The 21,167-nt window shown below is 69.3% G+C and carries 21 protein-coding genes; 15 read left to right on the forward strand and 6 right to left on the reverse strand.

The features are described from left to right. A complete protein-coding gene (locus J2847_RS13005; protein ID WP_209779365.1) occupies positions 1–3,528 on the forward strand; it encodes a tetratricopeptide repeat protein in 3,528 nt (1,175 codons plus the stop codon). Between the two features lie 68 nt (positions 3,529–3,596). On the opposite strand, the gene J2847_RS13010 is transcribed toward J2847_RS13005, so the two are convergent. From J2847_RS13010 to J2847_RS13035, 6 genes are all read right to left on the reverse strand, one after another. Further along, on the reverse strand, positions 3,597–4,052 hold the full coding sequence (locus J2847_RS13010) for a fasciclin domain-containing protein (protein ID WP_325169400.1): 456 nt from the start codon (positions 4,050–4,052) through the stop codon (positions 3,597–3,599). Between the two features lie 242 nt (positions 4,053–4,294). Continuing rightward, entirely contained in the window at positions 4,295–6,193 is a 1,899-nt protein-coding gene (locus J2847_RS13015; RefSeq protein ID WP_209779367.1) for a potassium transporter Kup, read from the reverse strand. A 206-nt stretch (positions 6,194–6,399) separates the two neighbouring features. After that, positions 6,400–7,158: a flagellar type III secretion system pore protein FliP gene (gene fliP, locus J2847_RS13020; RefSeq protein ID WP_085556922.1), complete on the reverse strand. Its 759-nt coding sequence runs from the start codon at positions 7,156–7,158 to the stop codon at positions 6,400–6,402. After that, positions 7,155–7,493 (reverse strand): FliO/MopB family protein, encoded by a 339-nt coding sequence (locus tag J2847_RS13025; RefSeq protein WP_209779368.1) that lies wholly within the window; start codon positions 7,491–7,493, stop codon positions 7,155–7,157. The genes fliP and J2847_RS13025 overlap by 4 nt, the downstream gene beginning before the upstream one ends. A 3-nt stretch (positions 7,494–7,496) precedes the next feature. Beyond that, positions 7,497–7,910 (reverse strand): hypothetical protein, encoded by a 414-nt coding sequence (locus tag J2847_RS13030; protein ID WP_209779369.1) that lies wholly within the window; start codon positions 7,908–7,910, stop codon positions 7,497–7,499. Continuing rightward, a complete protein-coding gene (locus J2847_RS13035) occupies positions 7,907–8,293 on the reverse strand; it encodes an EscU/YscU/HrcU family type III secretion system export apparatus switch protein (RefSeq protein ID WP_411800572.1) in 387 nt (128 codons plus the stop codon). The genes J2847_RS13030 and J2847_RS13035 overlap by 4 nt, the downstream gene beginning before the upstream one ends. A gap of 288 nt (positions 8,294–8,581) precedes the next feature. Between J2847_RS13035 and flgB the strand changes: the two genes are divergently transcribed. The 14 genes from flgB (at position 8,582) to deoC (ending at position 21,166) form a co-directional block, all read left to right on the forward strand. Beyond that, positions 8,582–8,986: a flagellar basal body rod protein FlgB gene (gene flgB, locus J2847_RS13040; RefSeq protein WP_085556918.1), complete on the forward strand. Its 405-nt coding sequence runs from the start codon at positions 8,582–8,584 to the stop codon at positions 8,984–8,986. A gap of 54 nt (positions 8,987–9,040) precedes the next feature. Continuing rightward, on the forward strand, positions 9,041–9,451 hold the full coding sequence (gene flgC, locus J2847_RS13045; RefSeq protein ID WP_209779370.1) for a flagellar basal body rod protein FlgC: 411 nt from the start codon (positions 9,041–9,043) through the stop codon (positions 9,449–9,451). A 40-nt stretch (positions 9,452–9,491) separates the two neighbouring features. Then, positions 9,492–9,794, forward strand: coding sequence for a flagellar hook-basal body complex protein FliE (gene fliE / locus J2847_RS13050; RefSeq protein ID WP_085556916.1), 303 nt, complete (start codon positions 9,492–9,494; stop codon positions 9,792–9,794). 39 nt (positions 9,795–9,833) lie between these two features. Further along, a complete protein-coding gene (locus J2847_RS13055; RefSeq protein ID WP_209779371.1) occupies positions 9,834–10,181 on the forward strand; it encodes a flagellar biosynthetic protein FliQ in 348 nt (115 codons plus the stop codon). Continuing rightward, positions 10,178–10,948 (forward strand): flagellar biosynthetic protein FliR, encoded by a 771-nt coding sequence (fliR, locus tag J2847_RS13060; protein ID WP_209779372.1) that lies wholly within the window; start codon positions 10,178–10,180, stop codon positions 10,946–10,948. The genes J2847_RS13055 and fliR overlap by 4 nt, the downstream gene beginning before the upstream one ends. A 29-nt stretch (positions 10,949–10,977) precedes the next feature. Further along, complete coding sequence (gene flhB, locus J2847_RS13065) at positions 10,978–12,054, forward strand: flagellar biosynthesis protein FlhB (RefSeq protein WP_209779373.1); 1,077 nt, start codon at positions 10,978–10,980, stop codon at positions 12,052–12,054. A 51-nt stretch (positions 12,055–12,105) separates the two neighbouring features. After that, positions 12,106–14,616 (forward strand): PAS domain-containing hybrid sensor histidine kinase/response regulator, encoded by a 2,511-nt coding sequence (locus tag J2847_RS13070; RefSeq protein ID WP_209779374.1) that lies wholly within the window; start codon positions 12,106–12,108, stop codon positions 14,614–14,616. A gap of 151 nt (positions 14,617–14,767) precedes the next feature. Beyond that, complete coding sequence (recA, locus tag J2847_RS13075) at positions 14,768–15,847, forward strand: recombinase RecA (protein WP_209779375.1); 1,080 nt, start codon at positions 14,768–14,770, stop codon at positions 15,845–15,847. Positions 15,848–16,065: 218 nt separating this feature from the next. After that, positions 16,066–16,872, forward strand: coding sequence for an ion transporter (locus J2847_RS13080; RefSeq protein WP_209779376.1), 807 nt, complete (start codon positions 16,066–16,068; stop codon positions 16,870–16,872). Between the two features lie 104 nt (positions 16,873–16,976). Beyond that, the gene (locus tag J2847_RS13085) at positions 16,977–18,116 is read left to right on the forward strand and encodes an ABC transporter permease (protein WP_209779377.1); all 1,140 of its coding nucleotides are present in this window, start codon (positions 16,977–16,979) and stop codon (positions 18,114–18,116) included. 3 nt (positions 18,117–18,119) lie between these two features. Then, entirely contained in the window at positions 18,120–19,094 is a 975-nt protein-coding gene (locus J2847_RS13090; protein WP_209779378.1) for an ABC transporter permease, read from the forward strand. Positions 19,095–19,098: 4 nt separating this feature from the next. Continuing rightward, positions 19,099–19,509: a cytidine deaminase gene (cdd, locus tag J2847_RS13095; RefSeq protein ID WP_209779379.1), complete on the forward strand. Its 411-nt coding sequence runs from the start codon at positions 19,099–19,101 to the stop codon at positions 19,507–19,509. 14 nt (positions 19,510–19,523) lie between these two features. Continuing rightward, positions 19,524–20,357, forward strand: a complete 834-nt coding sequence (locus J2847_RS13100) for a purine-nucleoside phosphorylase (RefSeq protein WP_209779380.1) — start codon at positions 19,524–19,526, stop codon at positions 20,355–20,357. Beyond that, positions 20,354–21,166, forward strand: coding sequence for a deoxyribose-phosphate aldolase (gene deoC, locus J2847_RS13105; RefSeq protein ID WP_209779381.1), 813 nt, complete (start codon positions 20,354–20,356; stop codon positions 21,164–21,166). The genes J2847_RS13100 and deoC overlap by 4 nt, the downstream gene beginning before the upstream one ends. The last annotated feature ends 1 nt before the right edge of the window (position 21,167 follow it).

The following is a 21,167-nucleotide window of genomic DNA, read 5'->3' on the forward strand; positions in this document are numbered from 1 at the left end:
GTGACGGGGCGGACGGGATACGGGACACGGCGTTGGCTCTGCGGCTTTGCGGCTGCGGTGGCGCTGCTGGCCGTGCCGGTCGCCTCCGCCGGTGCCGCCAGCGTTCCGGTGCGTGCCGCCGCCCACAAGGATTTCGGCCGGATGGTCTTCGACTGGCCGACGGCGGTGGGATACAGCGCGCGGGTCGAGGACGGCCGGCTGCTCATCGCCTTCGACCAGCCGATCGACGCCCCGCTCGACCGCGCGGTGTCGGCCTTGCCCGACTACCTGTCGGGCGGCCGGGTGGAGGCGGACGGCAAGACCGTCGTCTTCGACCTGAAGCGTCCGGTCACGCTGAAGAGCTTCCGCAACGGCCGGTCGGTCGCCGTCGACCTGTCGCCGGCTGCCGCCGCCGCGACCAGCCAGCCGGCTCCGTCCGCGTCGGCTCCGGCTGCCGACGGCAAGCCCGCCGCCACCCAGCCTGCCGCCACCCGGTCTGCCGCCACCCAGCCCGCTCCCGACAAGCCGGTCGCGTCGGCGGGCCGGGTCGGGGTGCGGGTGGCCGACCAGCCCGAAGCCAGCCGCGTGACCTTCGACTGGCCGGCTCCGGTCGAGTATTCGGTGAAGCGCGACGGCGCCGCCGTCACCGTGACCTTCGACAAGGGCGGCTCGGCCGATCTGGCGCAGGCGGCGAGGGCCAGCCTGCGCAACGTCCGCAACATCGAGCAGTTCCGTCAGCCCAACGGCGCGCTGGCCGTCACCTTCGTGGTGCCGCAGGATTCCGAGGTCAGGGATTCCAAGTCCGGCCGCAGCGTCGTCCTCGACGTGCTGAACGCCGGGACCCGCAAGGGGCCGGTCGCCGAAACCCCGGCCGGCACCATCACCACGGTGCGCCCCGATCCGGTTCCGGCGCAATCCCCCGGCGCGCCGCCGGCAGCCGCTCCGGTTCCGGCCCCCCCGGCTCCGGCCGCGCCGATGGCGCCGCCGCCCAAGGAGCCGCCGACGGTGGCCTCGGCGCGGTCGGGCAGCTCGGCGGTGGCGTCCAACGCGGCCACCGCCTCGGCGGCCTCCCCTCCGGCGGAGGAGGCGAAGCCGCAGCCCGCGCCCGGCCCGAAGGGGCCGACCCTGACCTTCGAGACGGGCGGCCCGGCGTCGATCGCCGTCTACCCGCGCGCGGGTCAGCTCTACATCGTCTTCGACCGGCCGATGCCCATCGGGGCGGGGAAGGTTTCCGGGCCGGGTTCCGAGTTGATGGGCCGGATCGAGCCGGTCCCGGCGACCGGCGGCACCGCCTTCCGCACCAAGATCGGTCCGATGGTCTGGCCGACGGTGGAACGGAAGGGCACGACCTGGACGGTCACATCCTCCGCCCGGCCGGTGAACATGAGCGGCGCCAACGACCTGCGGATCGATGCGGAGCCGGACTTTCTGCTCGGCGCGCGGCTGCTGGTGCGGGCGCCCGACGCGGCGAACGTCGTTCAGATCTCCGACCCCGACGTCGGCGACCGCGTGCAGGTGGTGCCGCTGCCCGGCCCCGGCCTGGGCGTGGCCGAGTCCCGGCGCTACCCGGACCTGGAGGTCATGCCTTCCTACCAGGGCGTGGTGGTGCGGCCGATCTCCGACAACGTCACCGTCCGCCCGGTGAAGGAAGGGGTGGAGCTGACCTCCGCCGGCGGGCTGCACATGTCGCCGGCCGCCGACGCCGGCAACCCGGCCGCCGGCCAGCCCGCCGCGCCCTTCCCGCAGATGCCGCAGCCGTCGCCGACGGCCCAGGGGACGGGTGGCTCGCCGGGCGGATCCTCGTCCGCCAGGGGCGTGGCGGAGCCGCAGCTCCAGGGGCGCCGGCTGTTCAACCTGCCGGCCTGGAAGCACGGCGACCTCGACCATTACACCGATTCGCGGCAGGAGCTTCAGCTCGCCGTCGTCAACGCTCCGGAATCGGAACGGCCGAAGGCGCAGCTCGACCTCGCGCGCTTCTACTTCGCCAACGGCTTCGGGCAGGAGACGCTGGGCATGCTCGACGTGCTCCAGCAGGGCCAGCCCGACCTGGAGGGTTGGCCGGAGTTCCGCGCCCTGCGCGGCGCGGCCCGCGTGCTGACCGGCGATCTCGCCGGCGGCGAGGCCGACCTGACCGTGCCCAGCCTCGCCGGCAACCCGGAGGCCGCGCTGTGGCGTGCCGCCATCGCGGCGGAGAAGCGCGACTGGCCGGCGGCGATGGCCGGCTTCAAGGCGACCTCGGGGATCCTGAACTCCTATCCCGACCCGATGATCGGCAAGCTCGGGCTGAGGGCGGCCGAGGCGGCGCTGGAGACCCAGGATCCGACCAACGCCAAGCGCCTGATCGATCGCGTGCTGGAGCGCAGCGGCCCGGAGGCCGAGGAACGGCCGGACGTGCAGTATCTGCGCGGCCTCTACTACGCCCAGACCGGCGAGACCGACCGCGCCCGCGAGCAGCTCCAGCAATCCTACCAGAGCCTCGACCGGCTCTACCGCGCCAAGGCCGGGCTGGCCCTGACCAACCTGGAGCTGGCGGAGGGCCGGATGTCGCCGACCGCCGCCGCCGAGCAGCTCGCCGGCCTGACCTTCACCTGGCGCGGCGACGACCTGGAGATGCAGATCCGCTCGCGCATGGGCGAGGTGCTGATCGCCGGCGGCAAATACGCCGAGGGCTTCAACACGATGAAGGAGACGGCGGCCCTGGTCGCCGACACCCCGCGCGCCGAGGCGATCACCAAGGACATGTCGCGCATCTTCGCCGACCTCTACAAGGACGGCGCCGCCCGGCTGCCGACGCTGGAGGCGCTTCAGCTCTACGACCAGTTCCGCGAGCTGACCCCGGTGGGCGAGGCCGGCGACGAGATCATCCGCCAGCTCGCCGAGCGGCTGATCGCCGTCGACCTCCTGAACCGCGCCGCCGACCTGTTGCAGCATCAGGTCGAATACCGGCTGGCCGGCCAGGACAAGGCGCGCATCGGCACGCGGCTGGCGTCGATCCGGCTGCTCGACAACAAGCCGGAGGAGGCGCTGAAGGCGCTGGAGCTGTCCAACGTGCCGGGCATCCCGGCCGACCTGATGGCGGAACGCCGGCTGATGCAGGCCAAGGCGATGGCCGAGCTGAACCGCGGCGACGAGGCGTTGCGCCTGCTGGCCGAGGACGACAGCACCAACGCCAACCTGCTGCGGGTGGACATCGCGTGGCGCGGCCAGAAATGGGACGCCGCCGCGCTGGCGCTGAACAAGGTGATCGGCCCGCCGCCGCCGGCCGGGCAGATTCTCGACCCCGGCGCCTCGCAGCTCGTGCTGAACCGGGCCGTGGCGCTGGCGCTGGCCGGCGACGGCACCGGACTGAGCCAGATGCGCAAGGATTTCGAGCCGGCGATGAAGGGCGGTCCCAACGAGGACGCCTTCCGCGTGCTGACCCGGCCGGAGCAGGCGCTGGGGCTGATCGACGTCAGCACCATCCGCAGCCGGGTGGCCGAGGTCGACATGTTCCAGAAATTCCTGAAGAACTACCGCGGCAAACAGACCGCCGCCAAGCCGACGAGCTGAAAAAACCCCTCTCCCTGAGGGAGAGGGGTTGGGGCAAGGGGGGCGCGAAAGTCCCCGTTACCGCGCCGTCACTTCGGCAGCAGGACCTTGTCGATGACATGGACCACGCCGTTCGACTGATCGACGTCGGCGATGGTGACGGTGGCCTTGTTGCCGGCCGCGTCGGCGATCATGACCTTGCCGCCCTGCTCCATGACGGTGATCTGCTCGCCCTCCACCGTCTTCAGCATCGCCTTGCCGTTGCCCTTCTTGATGTCGGCGGCGAGGTCCTTGGCGCGCAGGGTGCCGGGGACGACGTGGTAGGTGAGGATCTTGGTGAGCTGGCCCTTGTTCTCCGGCTTCAGCAGCGTGTCCACCGTGCCCTTGGGCAGGGCGTCGAAGGCGGCGTTGGTGGGGGCGAAGACGGTGAAGGGCCCCTTGCCGTTGAGGGTGTCGACCAGACCGGCGGCCTTCACGGCCGCAACCAGCGTGGTGTGGTCCTTCGACTGGGATGCGTTCTCGACAATGGTCTTGGTGGGATACATAGGAGCCCCGCCGACAGTCTTTTCCATCGCCGCAAAAGCGGAGCCGGCAAAAAGAAGAGTGGCGAGGGCCACGGTCGCAGCCTTCTTCATAGCGATCCCTCATGCATTTGGAGTCTGCTCTTGGCAGACACATCACATTTACGGAGGGACGCCGAAATCAGATCACGGAAATCGGCGCTGAAGCGCCGATTCTCTTCGTTCTTGAGGTGGTAGCCAATTTGGCGTAGCGGCCCGGCCGCCGTTCAGAGCTGGACCTGGGTGCCCAGTTCGACCACGCGGTTGGGCGGCAGCTTGAAGAAGTCGGTGGCGCTGACCGAGGTGCGGGACATGACGACGAACAGCTTCTCGCGCCACAGCGCCATCTGCGAGTTCATCTGCGGGATCAGCGTCTCGCGCCCGAGGAAGAAGGAGGTCGCCATCACGTCGAACTCCAGCCCGAACGCCTTGCACAGGCGCAGCGCCTTCGGGATGTTCGGTTCCTGGGAGAAGCCGTAGCGGACGGTGATGCGGTAGAAGCCCTCCGCCAGCCCCTCGACCAGCACGCGGTCCTTGGCCGGCACGCGCGGCACGTCGTCGACCACCACGGTCACGAAGACGACGCGCTCGTGCATCACCTGATTGTGCTTCAGGTTGTGCAGCAGGGCGATCGGCACCGTGTTGGAACTGGAAGTCATGAAGACCGCCGTGCCCTTCACCCGGTGGATGTCGGTGGATTTGGCCTGCCGCCGGATGAAGGCGTCGAGCGGCAGCGATTCCTCGGCCAGCCGGATGCTCAGCACCGCGCGGCCACGCCGCCACGTCGCCATCAGCCCGACCGTCACCACGGCGATGGCCAGCGGCACCCAGCCGCCATGCGGGATCTTGACCGCGTTGGCGGCGAAGAAGGACAGGTCGACCATCAGGAAGCCGCCGCCGACGGCGAGGCAGAGCGGCAGGCTCCAGTTCCAGCGGCGGTGGGCGACGACCAGGGCGAGCAGGGTGGTGATGATCATGTCGCCGGTGACGGCGATGCCGTAGGCCGAGGCCAGCCGGCTCGACGACTGGAAGACCACGACCAGCCCGATCACCGCGAAGCACAGGCCCCAGTTGGCGCGCGGGATGTAGATCTGCCCCTCCTCCTCGTTGGAGGTGTGGCGGATGTCCAGCCGCGGGCACAGGCCGAGCTGCACCGCCTGCCGGGTCAGGGAGAAGACGCCGGAGATCACCGCCTGGCTGGCGATGACCGCCGCCATGGTCGACAGCCCGATCATCGGGTAGAGGCCCCAGTCGGGCGCCAGCAGGTAGAAGGGGCTGCGCACCGCGGAGGGATCGCTCAGCAGCAGGGCGCACTGGCCCAGATAGTTCAGCAGGAGCGCCGGCAGGACGATGAACAGCCAGGCGATCTGGATGGGACGCCGGCCGAAATGGCCCATGTCGGCGTAGAGCGCTTCGCCGCCGGTCACGGCCAGCACCACCGCCCCCAGCACCAGGAAGCCGGCGGTGCCGTTCTCCAGGAAGAAGCTGGCGGCGTAGCGCGGGTCGAAGGCGACCAGGATCGCCGGCTCCCGCACCACCTCGATCAGGCCGAGGATGCCGAGCGTGGTGAACCAGGCCAGCATGATCGGGCCGAACAGGCTGCCGACCCGCGAGGTGCCGTGGCTCTGGATGGCGAAGAGCGCGATCAGGATGGCGACCGTCACCGGCACCACCGCCGATCCCAGCGCCGGCTCCGCGACCTCCAGCCCCTCCACCGCCGACAGCACCGACATCGCCGGCGTGATCATGCCGTCGCCGTAGAAGAGCGAGGCGCCGAACAGGCCGAGCGCCGTCAGCAGCGTCAGCTTGCCCGAGGAATCGGGTCGCCGGGTGCTGGCCAGCGCCAGCAGCGACAGGATGCCGCCCTCGCCCTTGTTGTCGGCGCGCATGACGAAGATCACGTATTTGACCGTCACCACGATGACCAGCGCCCAGAACACCAGCGACATGATGCCCATGATGTTGGCGGGGGTGAGCGGCAGGCCATGCTCGCCGCCGAAGCATTCCCTGAGCGTGTAGAGCGGGCTCGTCCCGATGTCGCCGTACACGACGCCGAGCGCACCGAACGTGAGACCCGCGAGCTTGCCCGTGTCGGGCGTCGCGGCCTTCAAAGTCGTGTCTGACATGGATGGAGCAGGGTCCGAAAAGGGTCCGAGAGTGGGACGGCGATGCCTCAGCCAAGGGACCGATGCCGTGGAAAACCATCCGGCGTGTCGGCGACCATGGCCACCCTCATACGCGTTTCCGCGCTGCAACGCCAGTGCGGCCTTGAAGCCCGCCCTTCCCGGCGGCCGGCTGCGACGAAGTGCGCGGAATCCCCGTTCGGGCGGGTTCAGAGCGTCCCGAAACTGCGGGCGAGCGACCCGGCGATCAGGTACCAGCCGTCGACCAGAACGAAGAAGATGATCTTGAACGGAATCGCCACCATGGTCGGCGGCAGCATCATCATGCCCATCGCCATCAGGATCGACGACACCACCATGTCGATGATCAGGAAGGGCAGGAACAGCAGGAAGCCGATCTCGAACCCGCGCTTGATCTCCGAGATCATGAAGGCCGGGACCAGCACATGCAGCGGGGTGTCGGCCGGCTCCTGCACGTTCTGGAGCCGCGCCATGTCCATGAACAGGCGCAGGTCCTTCTCGCCGGTGTGATTCAGCATGAATTCGCGCAGGGGGCCGACGGTGCGGCGGAACGCCTCGACCTCGTCGATCTCCTGGTTGATCAGAGGCTGGATGCCCTGGGTGTAGGAGCGCTCGAAGACCGGGGCCATGACGAAGAAGGTCAGGAACAGCGCCAGCGACATCATCACCGTCGTCGGCGGCACCTGCTGCACGCCCAGCGCGTTGCGCAGGAAGGACAGCACGATGACGATGCGGGTGAAGGCCGTCATCATGATCAGGATCGACGGGGCCAGCGACAGCACCGTGATCAGCGCCACCATCTGGACGATGCGGCCGGTCGCGGTGCCGCCCGCGTCGCCCAGGTCGAAGGTCAGGCTCTGGGCCAGCGCCGGCCCGGCGCACAGCCCGGCGGTGACGCCGACCAGCAGCGCCAGCGCCACGGCGGCGAGAAGGCGGCGGGCGCTCACGGCGCGGACTCCCCGCCGCGCGGAGGGAGCGGGGCCGGCTGGGCCGCCGCCGCGCTCAGCGTGCTGTGGAAATCGGCGGCCGGCGCGCTTTCCACCACGAGGTCGCCGGTGGCGCTCAGCAGGATCAGGTGCTCGCGGTCGTCGCGGCGGACCAGAACCAACCGGCGCTTGGCGTCCAGCGCCATCACCTCGACGACGCCGAGGCGGCGGTGGCGCATCGTTCCGGCGGTGACGCCGCCGAGTCCGATCCGCCGCATCAGCCACGCCACCGCGACGATCAGCAGGACGACGAACAGGAGCGCCATCACGAACTTGATGTACTGGTCGAGATCCATGGCTCAGGTCGGCTCGTCGTCGGACACGGGGGAGGGCGGGGTGGCGGAGTGCGCGGCGGAGTGCGTGGCCGGGCCGCGCCCATAGGCGGCGGCGGCGCGCTGGCGGGCGGTGTGCGGATCGTCGCGCCCGTCCAGCGCCGCGTCGCGGGTGGCGTGCTGGGTCCTCAGCGCGGCGGCCAGCGGATCGAGCGCCGCCACCAGATCGCCCAGCGGACCGAGCAGCGCCTGCGCCTCGGCGCGGGGCAGGGACTCGGCGGCGGCGCACAGGGTGGCGACCCGCTCCTCCAGGCCGGCCAGATCGATGAGCACGCCGGAGTCGGCCTCCCGGCGGGCTTCGGCCAGGGCGTCGGCCAGCGCCGCGATGCCGGCGGCGGATGGGGGAGGGGGAAGGGGGAGAGGGGCGGACGGTTCGGTCAAGGGACGCTGGCCTCCTCGTCGGCGTCGTCGGTCGGCGCCGGCGGCAGGGTGCCGTTGGCGCGGTAGACATGGGCGAGGATTTCGGCGACGGCGGCGATGGCCTCGACCGGGATGTCGCTGTCGACCTCGATGGCGGACAGCACCTCGACCAGATCGGCGTCCTCGCGCACCTTCACGCCGTTGGCGAAGGCCAGCTCCAGGATCTGCTCGGCGACCGTGCCCTTTCCGGTGGCGACGATGCGCGGCAGCGACTGGGTGCCCAGCTCGTATTTCAGCGCCACCGCCACCGGGCGGCGGGCGGTCCGATCCCGGCCGGCCGGCCGGTCCGCCGGTCGATCCGTCTGGGGGGGCGGGCGGTCGGTCTGGGGCGGAGGCGCGGGCACGCGGGGATACCTGCCGGAAAGTCTGGAGCGACGCCCCCGAGCGCTCGGCTCGGGCGATGCCGGCATCCTGGACCGGCAGGCTTAACGAAGTGTAAAGGCGGGGCGTTCGCCGCACCCCGCGACGTCCGCCCCGGCCTCCGCGCGGAGCCCCCGCCGGGCCGTACATCGGGGCGTTCGACCGGCCCGATTCATCTTTCGTTAACGCAAAAGGACGACCATGCTGGAGACGTGGTTCATCCGCCCAATCCTGGCGCGGACGGGACGGCGTCCTCATCCGGAACGTGGGCCATGGACCTCGGAAATCTCGGCCTCTTCAAGCTGATGTCGCGCAGGATGGACTGGCTGACCCAGCGCCAGGAGGTCATCTCGCAGAACATCGCCAACGCCGACACCCCGGAATACAAGACCAAGGATCTGAAATCCTTCACCTTCCGCGACGCGCTGAGCGACAGCCGCCGCCTGACGCCGACGGCGACCAACGCCTCGCATCTGGCCGGCACGCGCGGTCCCGGCGGCATGGCGCAGGAGCAGAAGGTCCGCGATCCCTACGAGACGGCGCCGGACGGCAACAACGTCATCCTCGAAGACCAGATGATGCGGATGAGCCAGAATTCGATGGATTATCAGACCATGACCAACCTGTATAAGAAGCAGGTGATGATGATCAAGTCGGCGATCCGCACCGGCGGCTGACGGGTGTCCGGCCCGGCTGCGGCGGGCGGGTTTGAGGTTTGAGGAGGGTACGGCATGGATCTCTACCAATCGATGGCGGTCTCCGCCTCGGGCATGAAGGCGCAGGGCACGCGCCTGAAGGTCATTTCGGAGAATCTGGCCAACGCCAACACCACGGCGGAGACGCCGGGCGATCTTCCCTACCGCCGCAAGGTCGTGACCTTCCAGAATGTGCTGGACCGCACGATGGACGTCGAGAAGGTCCGCGTCGGCAAGATCGACGTCGACAAGGGCGACTTCCAGCGCCGCTACGATCCGTCGCACCCCTCGGCCGACGCCGACGGCTATGTTTTGCTGCCCAACGTCAGTTCCGTGATCGAGGCGATGGACATGCGCGAGGCCCAGCGCAGCTACGAGGCCAACCTGTCCGCCATCGACACCGCGCGCCAGATGCTGACGCGCACCATCGAAATCCTGCGCACCTGACGCGCGGGACCGGTAAACGCCAGACTACGGAACCGCCATCATGGTCAACCCGCTGAGTGCCGCCACCGCCTATGCCAACACCGCCGCCCGCGCGACCGGACCGAAGGCCCTGGGACCCACCGAGGGCGCGTCCTTCGGCGAGGTGCTGGAGCAGGCGGCCCACAGCGCCATCGGCACGATGCAGAAAAGCGAGACCATGTCGGCGCAGGCCGCGATCGGCAAGGCCGACCTGAACGACGTGGTCCAGGCGGTCACCAACGCCGAAGTCACCCTCCAGACCGTGACGGCGGTGCGCGACAAGGTGTTGAACGCCTATCAGGAAATCCTTCGCATGCCGATGTGACGGCCGTCCCGGCCTTCCCATCGGCCTCCGGCGCGCGTCATGAACGAAACCGAAGTCATCGAGCTCTGCCGCACCTCGATCATCACCCTGGTGATCGTGGCCGGACCGATTCTCATCATCATGATGCTGCTCGGCACGGTGATCTCGGTGTTCCAGGCCGTCACCCAGATCAGCGAGCAGACCCTGGCGATGGTGCCGAAGCTGCTGGTGGTCTTCGCCCTGTCGATCCTGCTGATGCCCTTCATGCTGGGCGAGTTGAGCGAATTCTTCCAGCATGAGATCGCCGACCGCATCGTCGCCATCGGCGTCGGCGCCGGCCAGAACGGCGGCGCGCCCTTCACGCCCGGCACCGGCCTCACCCCCGGCGCGGCGCCGTCCGGCGGATGAACGCCCTTCAGCAACTGGTCGGCGAGCAGCTCTTCGTCTGGATGATCGTCTTCGCCCGGGTCGGCACCGCCTTCACCGTCATGCCGACGGTGGGCGACGCCTTCGTGACCGCGCGCACGCGGCTCCTGCTCGCGCTGGCGATCAGCGTGGTCGTCGCCCCGGTCCTGCGGCCGCAGCTGCCTCCGATGCCGGACAACCCCTTCCAACTCGTCGTGCTGGTGATGGGGGAGATGACCGTCGGCATCTTCCTGGGCACCGTCGGGCGGCTGCTGATGGGGGCGCTGGAGGTCGCCGGCACCATCGTCGCGCTGGAAAGCGGCCTGTCCAACGCCCAGATCTTCAATCCGGCAATGGCGACCAGCGGCTCGCTGCCCGGCGCGCTGATGGGATGGCTGGGATTGCTGCTGTTGTTCGTCACCGACCTGCATCATCTGCTGATCATGGCGGTGGTCGACAGCTACACCACCTTCGCGCCGGGGGCGGCGATTCCGATCGACGACATGGCGAACGTGATCGGGCAGCTGGTGTCGAAGACCTTCCTGCTGGGCGCCCAGATGGCGGCGCCCTTCCTGATCATCGGCCTGCTCTTCGCCCTGGCGCTCGGGCTGCTGAACAAGCTGGCGCCGCAGGTCCAGGTGTTCCAGCTCTTCACCTCGATCCAGGTGCTGCTGGGCCTGCTGATGTTCGCCTTGACGCTGGCGGCGATGATGATGTTCTGGTTGTCGCGTTTCGAGTCGACCTTCGTGGATTTCCTGCGGCCGCTGTGACGGCCCGCTGACCGACAAGGGAGAAGCCGGTGTCGGAAGATGCGGACGAGTCCTCCAAAACAGAGGACCCGACACAAAAGAAGCTCGACGAGGCCCACAAGCAGGGCAACTACGCGATGACGCGCGAGGTGGCGAACTGGCTGATGGTCGCCGCCATGACGATCGTGCTGGTGTCGATCCTGCCGGGCACCCTGAAGGGCATGTTCCTTCGCCTGAACTATTATTTCGAGAATCTCGACCAGATCACCTTCGACCGGGCCGGAGTCGGCGCCCTGCTGTACCGGGCGATGATGGATTCCCTGTGGGCGCTGTGGCTCCCCATCCTGCTCTTCGTGGTCGCCGGGGTGATGTCGACCATCGGGCAGACCGGCTTCCATATCTCCTGGCAGCTCATCGCCCCGAAGTTCGGGAAGCTGAACCCGCTGCCCGGCATCGCCAACATGTTCAAGGCCAACCAGCTCGTCGAGCTGGCGAAGAGTCTGGCCAAGCTGGCGGTGGTCGGCGGGGTCGCCTATCTTGCGCTGCAACCGATGTTCAAGGGCATCGAGAACTACATCGGCATCGAGATGATGGCCCTGCTCCAGCACATCGACGGGCTGGCCTACCGTCTGCTGATCGGGGTTCTGGTGGTGCTGACCTTCATCGCCGGCGGCGACTTCATCTGGCAAAGGATGCAGTTCGACAAGAAGATGAAGATGACGAAGCAGGAGGTAAAAGACGAGCACAAGCAGTCCGAAGGCGATCCGCACGTCAAGGGCCGCATCCGCCAGATCCGGTTCGAGCGCGCCCGCAAGCGCATGATGGCGGCGGTGCCCGGCGCCGACGTGGTGGTGACCAACCCGACCCACTTCGCGGTGGCGCTGAAATACGACCCGGCCCAGATGGGCGCGCCGATGGTGCTGGCCAAGGGCGTCGATCAGGTCGCCTTCAAGATCCGCGAGATCGCCGAGGCCAACAAGGTTCCGGTGATCGAGAATCCTCCCCTCGCCCGTGCGCTCTATGCCGCTTGCGATATCGACGAGGAGGTTCCTTCCGAGCACTATCGGGCGGTCGCCGAAGTCATTACCTATGTCTTCAAGCTGAAGGGGCGGGCGATGCGCAACTGACACGCTGCGCAACCGGCCTCCCCTTCGACGGTCCGGTTCGTTGGAGTTTTGGTGGACGACGCATCTTCCCTTCTCGGTTCCGCCCGCGGCCGGGCCACGCCGGACCGGCCCTCCGGCGCGCTGGCGACGGCCCTGCTCTATTACGGTCTGGCCCCGGCCGGACTGGCGGCGCTGGCGGCCGGGCTGCTGATCGACCGCGAGCCGGTCACCTGGGCCGGCGCCGTCGCGGCGGCGGCGGGCGTGGGGCTGCTGATCGGCCGGGTCTTCACCGTGGCCCGCCGCTCGGCGCGGGTCGGCGCGCTGCTCGGCAACGCGCTGGAAGGCTTGCCGGCCGGCCAGCTCCTGTGCGACGAGCGCGGCAAGGTCGTCTTCGTCAACGCCGCCTTCCGGGAACTGACGGGCCAGCGGACCGGCGAGCGTCCGATCGACGCGCTGGAGCGCCAGTTCGCCGCCGATCCCGACAGCGCCCGCGAGTTCAGCCGGCTGCGCGACCGCGTGCACGCCGGGGCCGCCGCCTCGGCCGAGCTGGCGGTGCCGGGGCCGGACGGGCGCCCCCCGGAATGGCGCCGGGTGCAGGGGCAGCCGGTCGAGGGCTTCCCCGGCTCCGTCCATTGGCGGGTCGAGGACATCACGGCGCGGCGCGAGCTGGAGCAGGTGATGCTGCGCGAGCAGTCGAAGCTCGCCGACTTCATGGAGCACGCGCCGGTCGGCTTCTTCTCGGTCGATCAGGACGGGCAATTCCTGTTCGTCAACGCCACGCTGGCGAAATGGCTGGGCGGCGAACCGGGCGACCTGACCGACGGCGACCGGCGGCTGCACGACATCCTGGAGGAGCCGCCGGAGGGGGCGGCGCCCTACGACCTGTTCGAGGGGAGCGGGCCCGAGCAGCGCGGTGAACTCGGCATGCGCGGCTTCCAGGGGCGCCGCTTCCAGGCCTCGGTGGCGCAGAGCGTGGTGGTGGCGGACGACGGCGGATCGATCCACACCCGCTCCGTCGTGCGCGACCTGACGCCGGAGCATGAATGGCGGGAGGCCCTGCGCCTGTCCGAACAGCGCTTCCAGCGCTTCTTCGAGGACGCGCCGATCGGCATCGCCCTGGTCGACGAGGAAGGGCGGCTGACCGAATGCAACCAGGCCTTCCTCGGCCTGATCGGCAGCGAGGCGGGCAGCGTGATCGGCCGCCCGATGGCCGAGCTGATCGTTCCGGCGGAGCGCGAGGCGGTGGCGACGCGGCTCGCCTCGGTGCAGGGCGGCGACGATCCGGCGGCTCCGCTGGAGGTCCGCCTGTCCGGCGGCCGGGAACTGACGGCTCAGCTCTACGCCCGCCGCCTGGGCGGTGTCGGCGGTGGGAGCGCCGCCGGGCTGATCCTGCATTTCATCGACATGACCGAGCGCAAGAGCCTGGAGGCCCAGTTCGCCCAGTCGCAGAAGATGCAGGCGGTCGGCCAGCTCGCCGGCGGCGTGGCGCACGACTTCAACAACCTGCTGACCGCGATGATCGGCTTCTGCGACCTGCTGCTGCTGCGCCACAAGCCGGGCGACCAGTCCTTCAGCGACATCGTGCAGATCAAGCAGAACGCCAACCGCGCCGCCAATCTGGTCCGCCAGCTCCTCGCCTTCTCGCGCCAGCAGACCTTGCAGCCGCGCGTCATCAACGTCACCGACGTGCTGGCCGAGCTGGCCAACCTGCTGCGCCGGCTGATCGGCGAGAACATCGAGCTGAAGATGATCCACGGGCGGGACCTCGGCCTCGTCAAGGTGGACCAGAACCAGCTGGAGCAGGTCATCATCAACCTCGTCGTCAACGCGCGCGACGCGATGGGCGGCGGCGGGCGGCTGACCGTGGTGACCTCCAACCACAGCCTGGCCCAGCCCGAGCGGCGCGAGCACGAGACGGTTCCCGCCGGCTCCTACGTCTCGATCGAGGTGATCGACACCGGCTGCGGCATCGCGCGCGAGAATCTGCAACGCATCTTCGAGCCCTTCTACACGACCAAGGAGGTCGGGTCGGGCACAGGGCTGGGGCTGTCCACCGTGTACGGAATCGTCCGGCAGACCGGCGGCTTCGTGCTGGTCGATTCGGCGGTGGGGGAGGGGACGACCTTCACCATCCTGCTGCCCCGCCACCAGGGCGAGGTGCGGCCGGTCGACACCGCCGAGCCGCGCGAGCGGCGCGGCAGCGACCTGACCGGCTCCGGCGTCATCCTGCTGGTCGAGGACGAGGACGCCGTCCGCGTCTTCTCCGCCCGCGCGCTGCGCAACAAGGGCTATCAGGTGCTGGAGGCCAAGAACGGCGAGGCCGCGTTGCAGCAGATCGAGAGCGACGGCGCCCGCATCGACCTGCTGATCACCGACGTGGTGATGCCGCAGATGGACGGCCCGACGCTGGCCCGCCATGTCCGCCGGCTGCGGCCGGAGATGCGGGTGATCTTCATTTCCGGCTATGCGGAGGACCGGCTGGGCGATGTCGACGGCGTCGATGTCGCGCATTTCCTGCCCAAGCCCTTCTCCCTCAAGCAGCTTGCCTCCAAGGTCAAGGAGGTCATCCGCGACGGCCGGTGACGCCGCGCGTGATCGTTTTCGGCTCGTCTCCGCCCGGCCTCTTTTTGAGAACGTCAGGAGAACATCGGCCCTTGCAAATGGGAACGAAGAGAGTACATTCAGCCTCGTTGCAAGAGTGCTGACCCTGTGGTCTAAGAGAGAGGTACCGGGCATGTCGTCCGCACAGCTTCGTTTGGTCGAGAAGGATTCCATGGACAAGCAGAAGGCGCTCGACGCCGCTCTGAGCCAGATCGAACGCGCGTTCGGCAAGGGCTCGATCATGAAGCTCGGCGCCCGCGAGAACCTGGTCGACACGGAGGTGGTGTCCACCGGCTCCCTCGGCCTCGACATCGCGCTGGGCATCGGCGGCCTGCCCAAGGGCCGCATCATCGAAATCTACGGGCCGGAAAGCTCGGGCAAGACCACGCTGGCTCTGCACGCCATCGCCCAGGCCCAGAAGGCCGGCGGAACCTGCGCCTTCGTCGACGCCGAGCACGCGCTCGACCCGTCCTACGCCCGCAAGCTTGGCGTCAACATCGACGAGCTGCTGATCTCGCAGCCCGACGCCGGCGAGCAGGCGCTGGAGATCGCCGACACGCTGGTGCGCTCCGGCGCCATCGACGTGCTGGTGGTCGATTCGGTTGCGGCCCTGGTGCCGCGCGCCGAGCTGGAAGGCGAGATGGGCGACAGCCACGTCGGCCTGCACGCCCGCCTGATGAGCCAGGCGCTGCGCAAGCTGACCGGCTCGATCTCCAAGTCGAACTGCCTCGTCATCTTCATCAACCAGATCCGCTTGAAGATCGGCGTGATGTTCGGCAACCCGGAGACGACGACGGGCGGCAACGCGCTGAAGTTCTACGCGTCGGTCCGTCTCGACATTCGCCGCATCGGCGCCATCAAGGACCGCGACACCGTGGTCGGCAACCAGACCCGCGTGAAGGTGGTGAAGAACAAGATGGCCCCGCCGTTCCGCGTGGTCGAGTTCGACATCATGTATGGCGAGGGCGTGTCGAAGGTGGGCGAACTGCTCGACCTCGGCATCCAGGCCGGCGTGGTGGACAAGTCGGGCGCCTGGTTCAGCTACGAGGGCACGCGCATCGGCCAGGGCCGCGAGAACGCAAAGACCTTCCTGCGCAACAACCCCGAGATGGCCGACGCCATCGAGGCGAAGATCCGCGGCAACGCCGGTCTCGTCGCCGACGCGATGATGGGCACACCGGAAGCCGATGGCGAGGCCTCCACGCCGGAGTGATCGGGCTTTCGGGTGGTTCCGCCGAGGTTTGAGGCGGAACGGCCGCCAATTCGCCTTCCCACGTCATGATCGGGCTTGTCCCGATCATGACGTGGGTGCTTGAGGTTTGCCCGTGGATGCCCGTGCCGAGCACGGGCGTGAACGGTGTCGAGCGGGCGGAGCCGCGGTTTCCGCGCATGTCCTGAGGGCCGGCTGGAAAGGGCTTTGTGGGGGCGGGCATGTCCGATGAAGCCGGCGCACTGTCGGACACCGATCGGCTTCTCAAGCTGAAGTCGCTGCGGGCCAAAATCCGCTTCCTCTACGAGGCCCACACCAGTTTCCGCATGGGAATGGCGGGATTCGATCTCGCCACGGTGCTGTTCTTCCTCTTCACCACCTTCCTGCCGCCGTCGGGCTGGATTCTCTGGATCGACTACGTCCTCGGTTTCCTTCTTCTGACGGATATGCTGGCGCGCGGCTGGGTCGCGCGAAACCGGCGGCGCTTCTTCCTGAGCGTCTGGACCCTGGCCGACGTGGTCGTGATCCTGTCGATGCTCGCCCCGATCTTCACCTCCGACTATGCGTTCCTCCGGGTTCTGCGGGCGATGCGCCTGCTGCGCTCCTACGCCCTGCTGCGCAACCTGCGGCGGGGAAACCGCTGGGTCGCCGAGCGCGGCGAGATGATGCTGGCGGTGGTCAATCTCGTCGTCTTCGTCTTCGTGGTGTCCGCCTTCGTGTACGTCACGCAGATCGGGCGGAACGACCGCATCCTCTCCTACATCGACGCCATGTACTTCACCGTGACGACGCTGACGACCACCGGATTCGGCGACATCACGCTGGTCGGCACCCATGGCCGGCTGATGTCGGTGGTGATCATGCTGCTGGGCGTCGGGCTTTTCCTCAAATTCGCCCAGAGCCTGTTCCGGCCCAACAAGGCCCATGTCGAATGCCCGGCCTGCGGGCTGAGCCGGCATGATTTCGACGCCATCCATTGCAAGCATTGCGGTGGGGTGATCCACATCGACGACAAGCCGTCCGACTGATTCGGCGGACGCGCGTCCCAGTCTCCCAAGGCTCGGAAATTCCTTGGTGATCCGGCACGCCAGCGGTTAAAGATCGAAGGCGGCGATTCACGTCCGGGGGTGCCATGCGGTCGAGCGGGTCGGGATGGGGGCAGCCGGGCGCCGTGCCGGGCTGGGTCGGGTACGCGCTGCTGCCGATTCTGAACCTCGCCGTCGCCTTCGCGCTGTCGGGGCTGGTGATCCTGGTCATCGGCGAGAACCCGGTCGACGTGCTGGCGCTGATGCTGTCGGAGGCGCTCGGCTACCCCGAGGCCATCGGCTACACGCTCTATTACGCGACCGACTACATCTTCACCGGGCTGGCGGTCGCCATCGCCTTCCATTGCGGGCTGTTCAACATCGGTGGCGAGGGGCAGGCCTATCTCGGCGGCCTGGGCGCCGGCCTGGTGGCTCTGGCGCTGACCGGCTGGCCCTGGCCGGTGGTGGCTCTGCTGGCGATCCTCGCCTCGGCGCTGTTCGGGGCGGCCTGGGCCTTCGTGCCGGCGTGGCTCCAGGCCAGGCGCGGCAGCCACATCGTCATCACGACGATCATGTTCAACTTCATCGCCGCCTCGCTGATGACCTGGCTGCTGGTCGACGTGCTGATCCGGCCGGGCAGCCAGTCGCCGGAAACCCGCGAGTTCGACCCCGGCCTGTGGCTGCCCTCGATGGAGCGGGCGCTCGGCTGGGTCGGCGTGACCATCCCGGCCTCGCCGCTGAACCTGTCCTTCCTGTGGGCGCTGGCCTGCTGCGTCCTGTTCCAGATCTTCCTGCGCCACACCCGCTGGGGCTACGAACTGCGCACCGTCGGACGCAACGAGCGGGCGGCGGTCTACGCCGGCATCTCGCCGTCGCGCAACATCGTCATCGCCATGCTGCTGTCGGGCGCGCTCGCCGGCTTCGTCGGCGTCAACGAGATCCTCGGCGTGCAGCACCGCATCATCCTGAACTTCACCGGCGGGGTCGGCTTCGTCGGCATCGCGGTGGCGCTGATGGGGCGCAACCACCCGGTCGGGATCGTGCTGGCGGCGCTGCTGTTCGGCGTGCTGGCCCAGGGCGGCGGGCAGGTCTCCTTCGAATACCCGACCATCAACCGCGAGCTGGTGATGGTCATCCAGGGCCTCGTCATCCTGTTCGCCGGGGCCATGGAGAATCTGTTCAAGCAGCCGATCGAGGCGCTGTTCCGCCGCCGCGCCACGCCCGCCGCCGATTCGGGAAGGGGCTGAGCCATGGAGGACGCGCTCCTGCTGGTCCTGCAACTGCTCGGCGCCACCATCCGGGTGGCGACCCCGCTGGTGCTGGCGGCCTTCGCCGGGCTCTATTGCGAGCGGGCCGGGGTGGTGGACATCGGGCTGGAGGGCAAGATGCTGGCCGGCGCCTTCTTCGCCGCCGCCGCCGCCTCGGCCACCGGCAACCCCTGGCTCGGCCTTCTGGCCGCCATCGCCGCCGGGGTGGCGCTGGCGCTGGTCCACGGCTTCGCCTGCGTCACGCACCATGGCAACCAGGTGGTGTCGGGCATGGCGATCAACATCCTGGTCGCCGGGCTGGCGCCGTCGCTCGCCTACGCCTGGTTCCAGCAGGGCGGGCAGACGCCGCAGCTGCCCTCCTCGGCGCGGCTGCCGTCGGTCGAACTGCCGGGCGGGGAGGCGCTGTCCGGCGTTCCCGTCCTGGGCGCCGTCTGGCGCGAGCTGATCGACGGCACCAACATCCTGATCTGGGTGACGCTGGCGCTGGTGGCGGCGACCCACTGGGTGCTGTACCGCTCGCGATTCGGGCTGCGGCTGCGGGCGGTGGGCGAGAATCCGGCGGCGGTCGAGACCGCCGGCATTTCCGTCACGCGGCTGCGCTATCAGGCCCTGATCGTGACGGGGGTGCTGACCGGGATGGCCGGCGCCTATCTGTCGACCGGGCACGGGGCGGGCTTCGTTCGCGACATGACGGCGGGCAAGGGCTATCTGGCGCTGGCGGCGCTGATCTTCGGCAAATGGCGGCCGGGGCCGGCGCTGTTCGCCTGCCTGCTCTTCGCCTTCACCGACGCGGTGCAGGTTCGGCTGCAAGGGGTGCCCCTGCCGGGGATCGGCGTTATTCCCGTCCAATTCATCCAGGCCATTCCCTATCTTCTGACCGTGCTTCTGCTGGCGGGCTTCGTCGGCAAGGCGATCGCCCCCAAGGCGAGCGGCATCCCCTACGTCAAGGAGCGCTGAAGCCATGGCGGACGGTTTCGATGAGTTGATGGCGGCGGCCCGCGCGGTGCGGGCCAACGCCCACGCCCCTTATTCCAACTTCAAGGTCGGCGCCGCCATCCGTGGCGAGTCGGGGCGCATCTTCGTCGGCGCCAACGTCGAGAACGCCGCCTACCCGCAGGGGCAGTGCGCCGAGGCGTCGGCCATCGGCGCCATGGTCGCGGCGGGCGACCGGCGCATCGCCGCCATCGCCGTGGTCGGCGGTGAACCGGGCAACGAACTCTGCACGCCCTGCGGCGGTTGCCGGCAGCGCATCCGCGAGTTCGCCGCTCCCGACACGCCGATCCATGTCGGCGACCCGGCTGGTCTGCGCCGAAGCTTTACTTTGGAGGCGCTGTTGCCGCATTCGTTCGGCCCCACCAATTTAGCCTTCTGACCGGAGTGCCGATCATGACCGCTGCCCGCGCCGCCGCGGACATCCTCCACCGCGCCTCCGGCCGCCGGCCGCGGGTCGGCATCGTGCTGGGGTCCGGCCTGGGCGGCATCGCCGACCGGATCGCCGGCTCCGTCGCCATCCCCTACACCGAGATTGCCGGCTTTCCGGTCCCCAGCGTCGCCGGCCATGCCGGGCGGCTGGTCGTCGGCACGCTCGGCGGAGTCGAGGTCGCCTGCATGCAGGGGCGTGTCCACGCCTACGAGGGCAATGGCTTCGACGCCTTGAAGACGGCGATCCGCGCGCTGAAGCTCGCCGGCTGCGACACGCTGGTTCTGACCGCCGCCGCCGGTTCCCTGCGGACCGATGTCGGGCCGGGCCGGCTGATGGCCATCAGCGACCATCTGAACCTGCTGGGCGCCAATCCGCTGACCGGCCCCAACGACGAGGCGTTCGGCGACCGCTTCCCCAGCATGACCGACGCCTGGGATCCACAGCTCCGCGCCCTGCTGAGGGACGTGGCCGGCACGCTCGGCCTCGATCTGGCGGAGGGGGTCTACGCCGCCTATCCCGGCCCTTCCTTCGAGACTCCGGCCGAGGTGCGGATGATGCAGCGGCTGGGCGCCGACGCGGTCGGCATGTCGACGGTTCCCGAATGCATCGTCGCGCGGCATTGCGGCCTGCGGGTCGCCGGCTGCGCGGTGATCACCAACCTGGGGGTGGGGCTGGGCGACGGCCCGGTCGACCATCACCAGACCCTGAGCGCCGCCTCGGCCGCCGCCTCCGACCTGGAGCGGCTGCTGGTCGGTTTCCTTGAACGCCTGCATGAAAAGGACGGGTCCCGGTCATGAAGCTGCCTGCCGACCTGCAAAGCGCGCTCGACGCCTGCGCCAACGCCCCGTCCGACGCCGCCACGGCGCGCCGGGCCATCGGGATGCTCGACCTCACCAGCCTGAACGGCGACGACAGCGACCGCACGGTCGAGGCGCTGTGCGCCCGCGCCGTCACCCCCGTCGGGCCGGTCGCCGCCGTCTGCGTCTGGCCGCGCTTCGTCGCGACCGCGCGCAAGGCGCTGGAGGGCACCCCGGTGAAGGTCGCCACCGTGGTCAATTTCCCGACCGGCGAGGCCGACGCCGCCGCGGTCGCCGCCGAGGCACGCCGCGCCGTCGCCGACGGGGCCGACGAGATCGACGTGGTGCTGCCCTACCGCGCCTTCATCGACGGCGCCCGCACCCAGCCGATGAACGTGGTGAAGGCCTGCCGCGAGGCCTGCGGCAGCGCAGCGCTGATGAAGGTCATCCTCGAATCGGGGGCTTTCCCCGACGCCGACCTGCTGGCCTGGGCGGCGCGCGACGCCATCGCGGCGGGGGCGGACTTCCTGAAGACCTCGACCGGCAAGACCCAGCCGGCGGCGACGCCGGAGGCGGCGGCGGTGATTCTCGACAGCATCTACGAATCGGGCAAGGAGGTCGGCTTCAAGGCGGCCGGCGGCATCCGCGACGCCGCCGGGGCGGCGCTGTTCCTGGCGCTGGCCGACGGGATCCTGGGGGAGGGCTGGGCGACGCCGAAGACCTTCCGCTTCGGCGCGTCGAGCCTGCTCGACGCTCTGCTGGCCGAGGCCGGCCATGGCGTGGCCCCGGCGGCGGTGGCGGGTTACTGAG

The organism is Azospirillum agricola (genome assembly GCF_017876095.1).
Classification (GTDB): domain Bacteria; phylum Pseudomonadota; class Alphaproteobacteria; order Azospirillales; family Azospirillaceae; genus Azospirillum; species Azospirillum agricola.

Excerpts from the sequence above, each read along its gene's own strand:
- J2847_RS13010 (WP_325169400.1), bottom strand. The coding sequence starts at position 4,052 with ATGTATCCCACCAAGACCATTGTCGAGAACGCATCCCAGTCGAAGGAC.
- J2847_RS13015 (WP_209779367.1), bottom strand. The coding sequence starts at position 6,193 with ATGTCAGACACGACTTTGAAGGCCGCGACGCCCGACACGGGCAAGCTC.
- J2847_RS13025 (WP_209779368.1), bottom strand. The coding sequence starts at position 7,493 with ATGGATCTCGACCAGTACATCAAGTTCGTGATGGCGCTCCTGTTCGTC.
- flgB (WP_085556918.1), top strand. The coding sequence starts at position 8,582 with ATGGACCTCGGAAATCTCGGCCTCTTCAAGCTGATGTCGCGCAGGATG.
- flgC (WP_209779370.1), top strand. The coding sequence starts at position 9,041 with ATGGATCTCTACCAATCGATGGCGGTCTCCGCCTCGGGCATGAAGGCG.
- fliE (WP_085556916.1), top strand. The coding sequence starts at position 9,492 with ATGGTCAACCCGCTGAGTGCCGCCACCGCCTATGCCAACACCGCCGCC.
- J2847_RS13055 (WP_209779371.1), top strand. The coding sequence starts at position 9,834 with ATGAACGAAACCGAAGTCATCGAGCTCTGCCGCACCTCGATCATCACC.
- fliR (WP_209779372.1), top strand. The coding sequence starts at position 10,178 with ATGAACGCCCTTCAGCAACTGGTCGGCGAGCAGCTCTTCGTCTGGATG.
- recA (WP_209779375.1), top strand. The coding sequence starts at position 14,768 with ATGTCGTCCGCACAGCTTCGTTTGGTCGAGAAGGATTCCATGGACAAG.
- J2847_RS13080 (WP_209779376.1), top strand. The coding sequence starts at position 16,066 with ATGTCCGATGAAGCCGGCGCACTGTCGGACACCGATCGGCTTCTCAAG.
- J2847_RS13085 (WP_209779377.1), top strand. The coding sequence starts at position 16,977 with ATGCGGTCGAGCGGGTCGGGATGGGGGCAGCCGGGCGCCGTGCCGGGC.
- J2847_RS13090 (WP_209779378.1), top strand. The coding sequence starts at position 18,120 with ATGGAGGACGCGCTCCTGCTGGTCCTGCAACTGCTCGGCGCCACCATC.
- cdd (WP_209779379.1), top strand. The coding sequence starts at position 19,099 with ATGGCGGACGGTTTCGATGAGTTGATGGCGGCGGCCCGCGCGGTGCGG.
- J2847_RS13100 (WP_209779380.1), top strand. The coding sequence starts at position 19,524 with ATGACCGCTGCCCGCGCCGCCGCGGACATCCTCCACCGCGCCTCCGGC.
- deoC (WP_209779381.1), top strand. The coding sequence starts at position 20,354 with ATGAAGCTGCCTGCCGACCTGCAAAGCGCGCTCGACGCCTGCGCCAAC.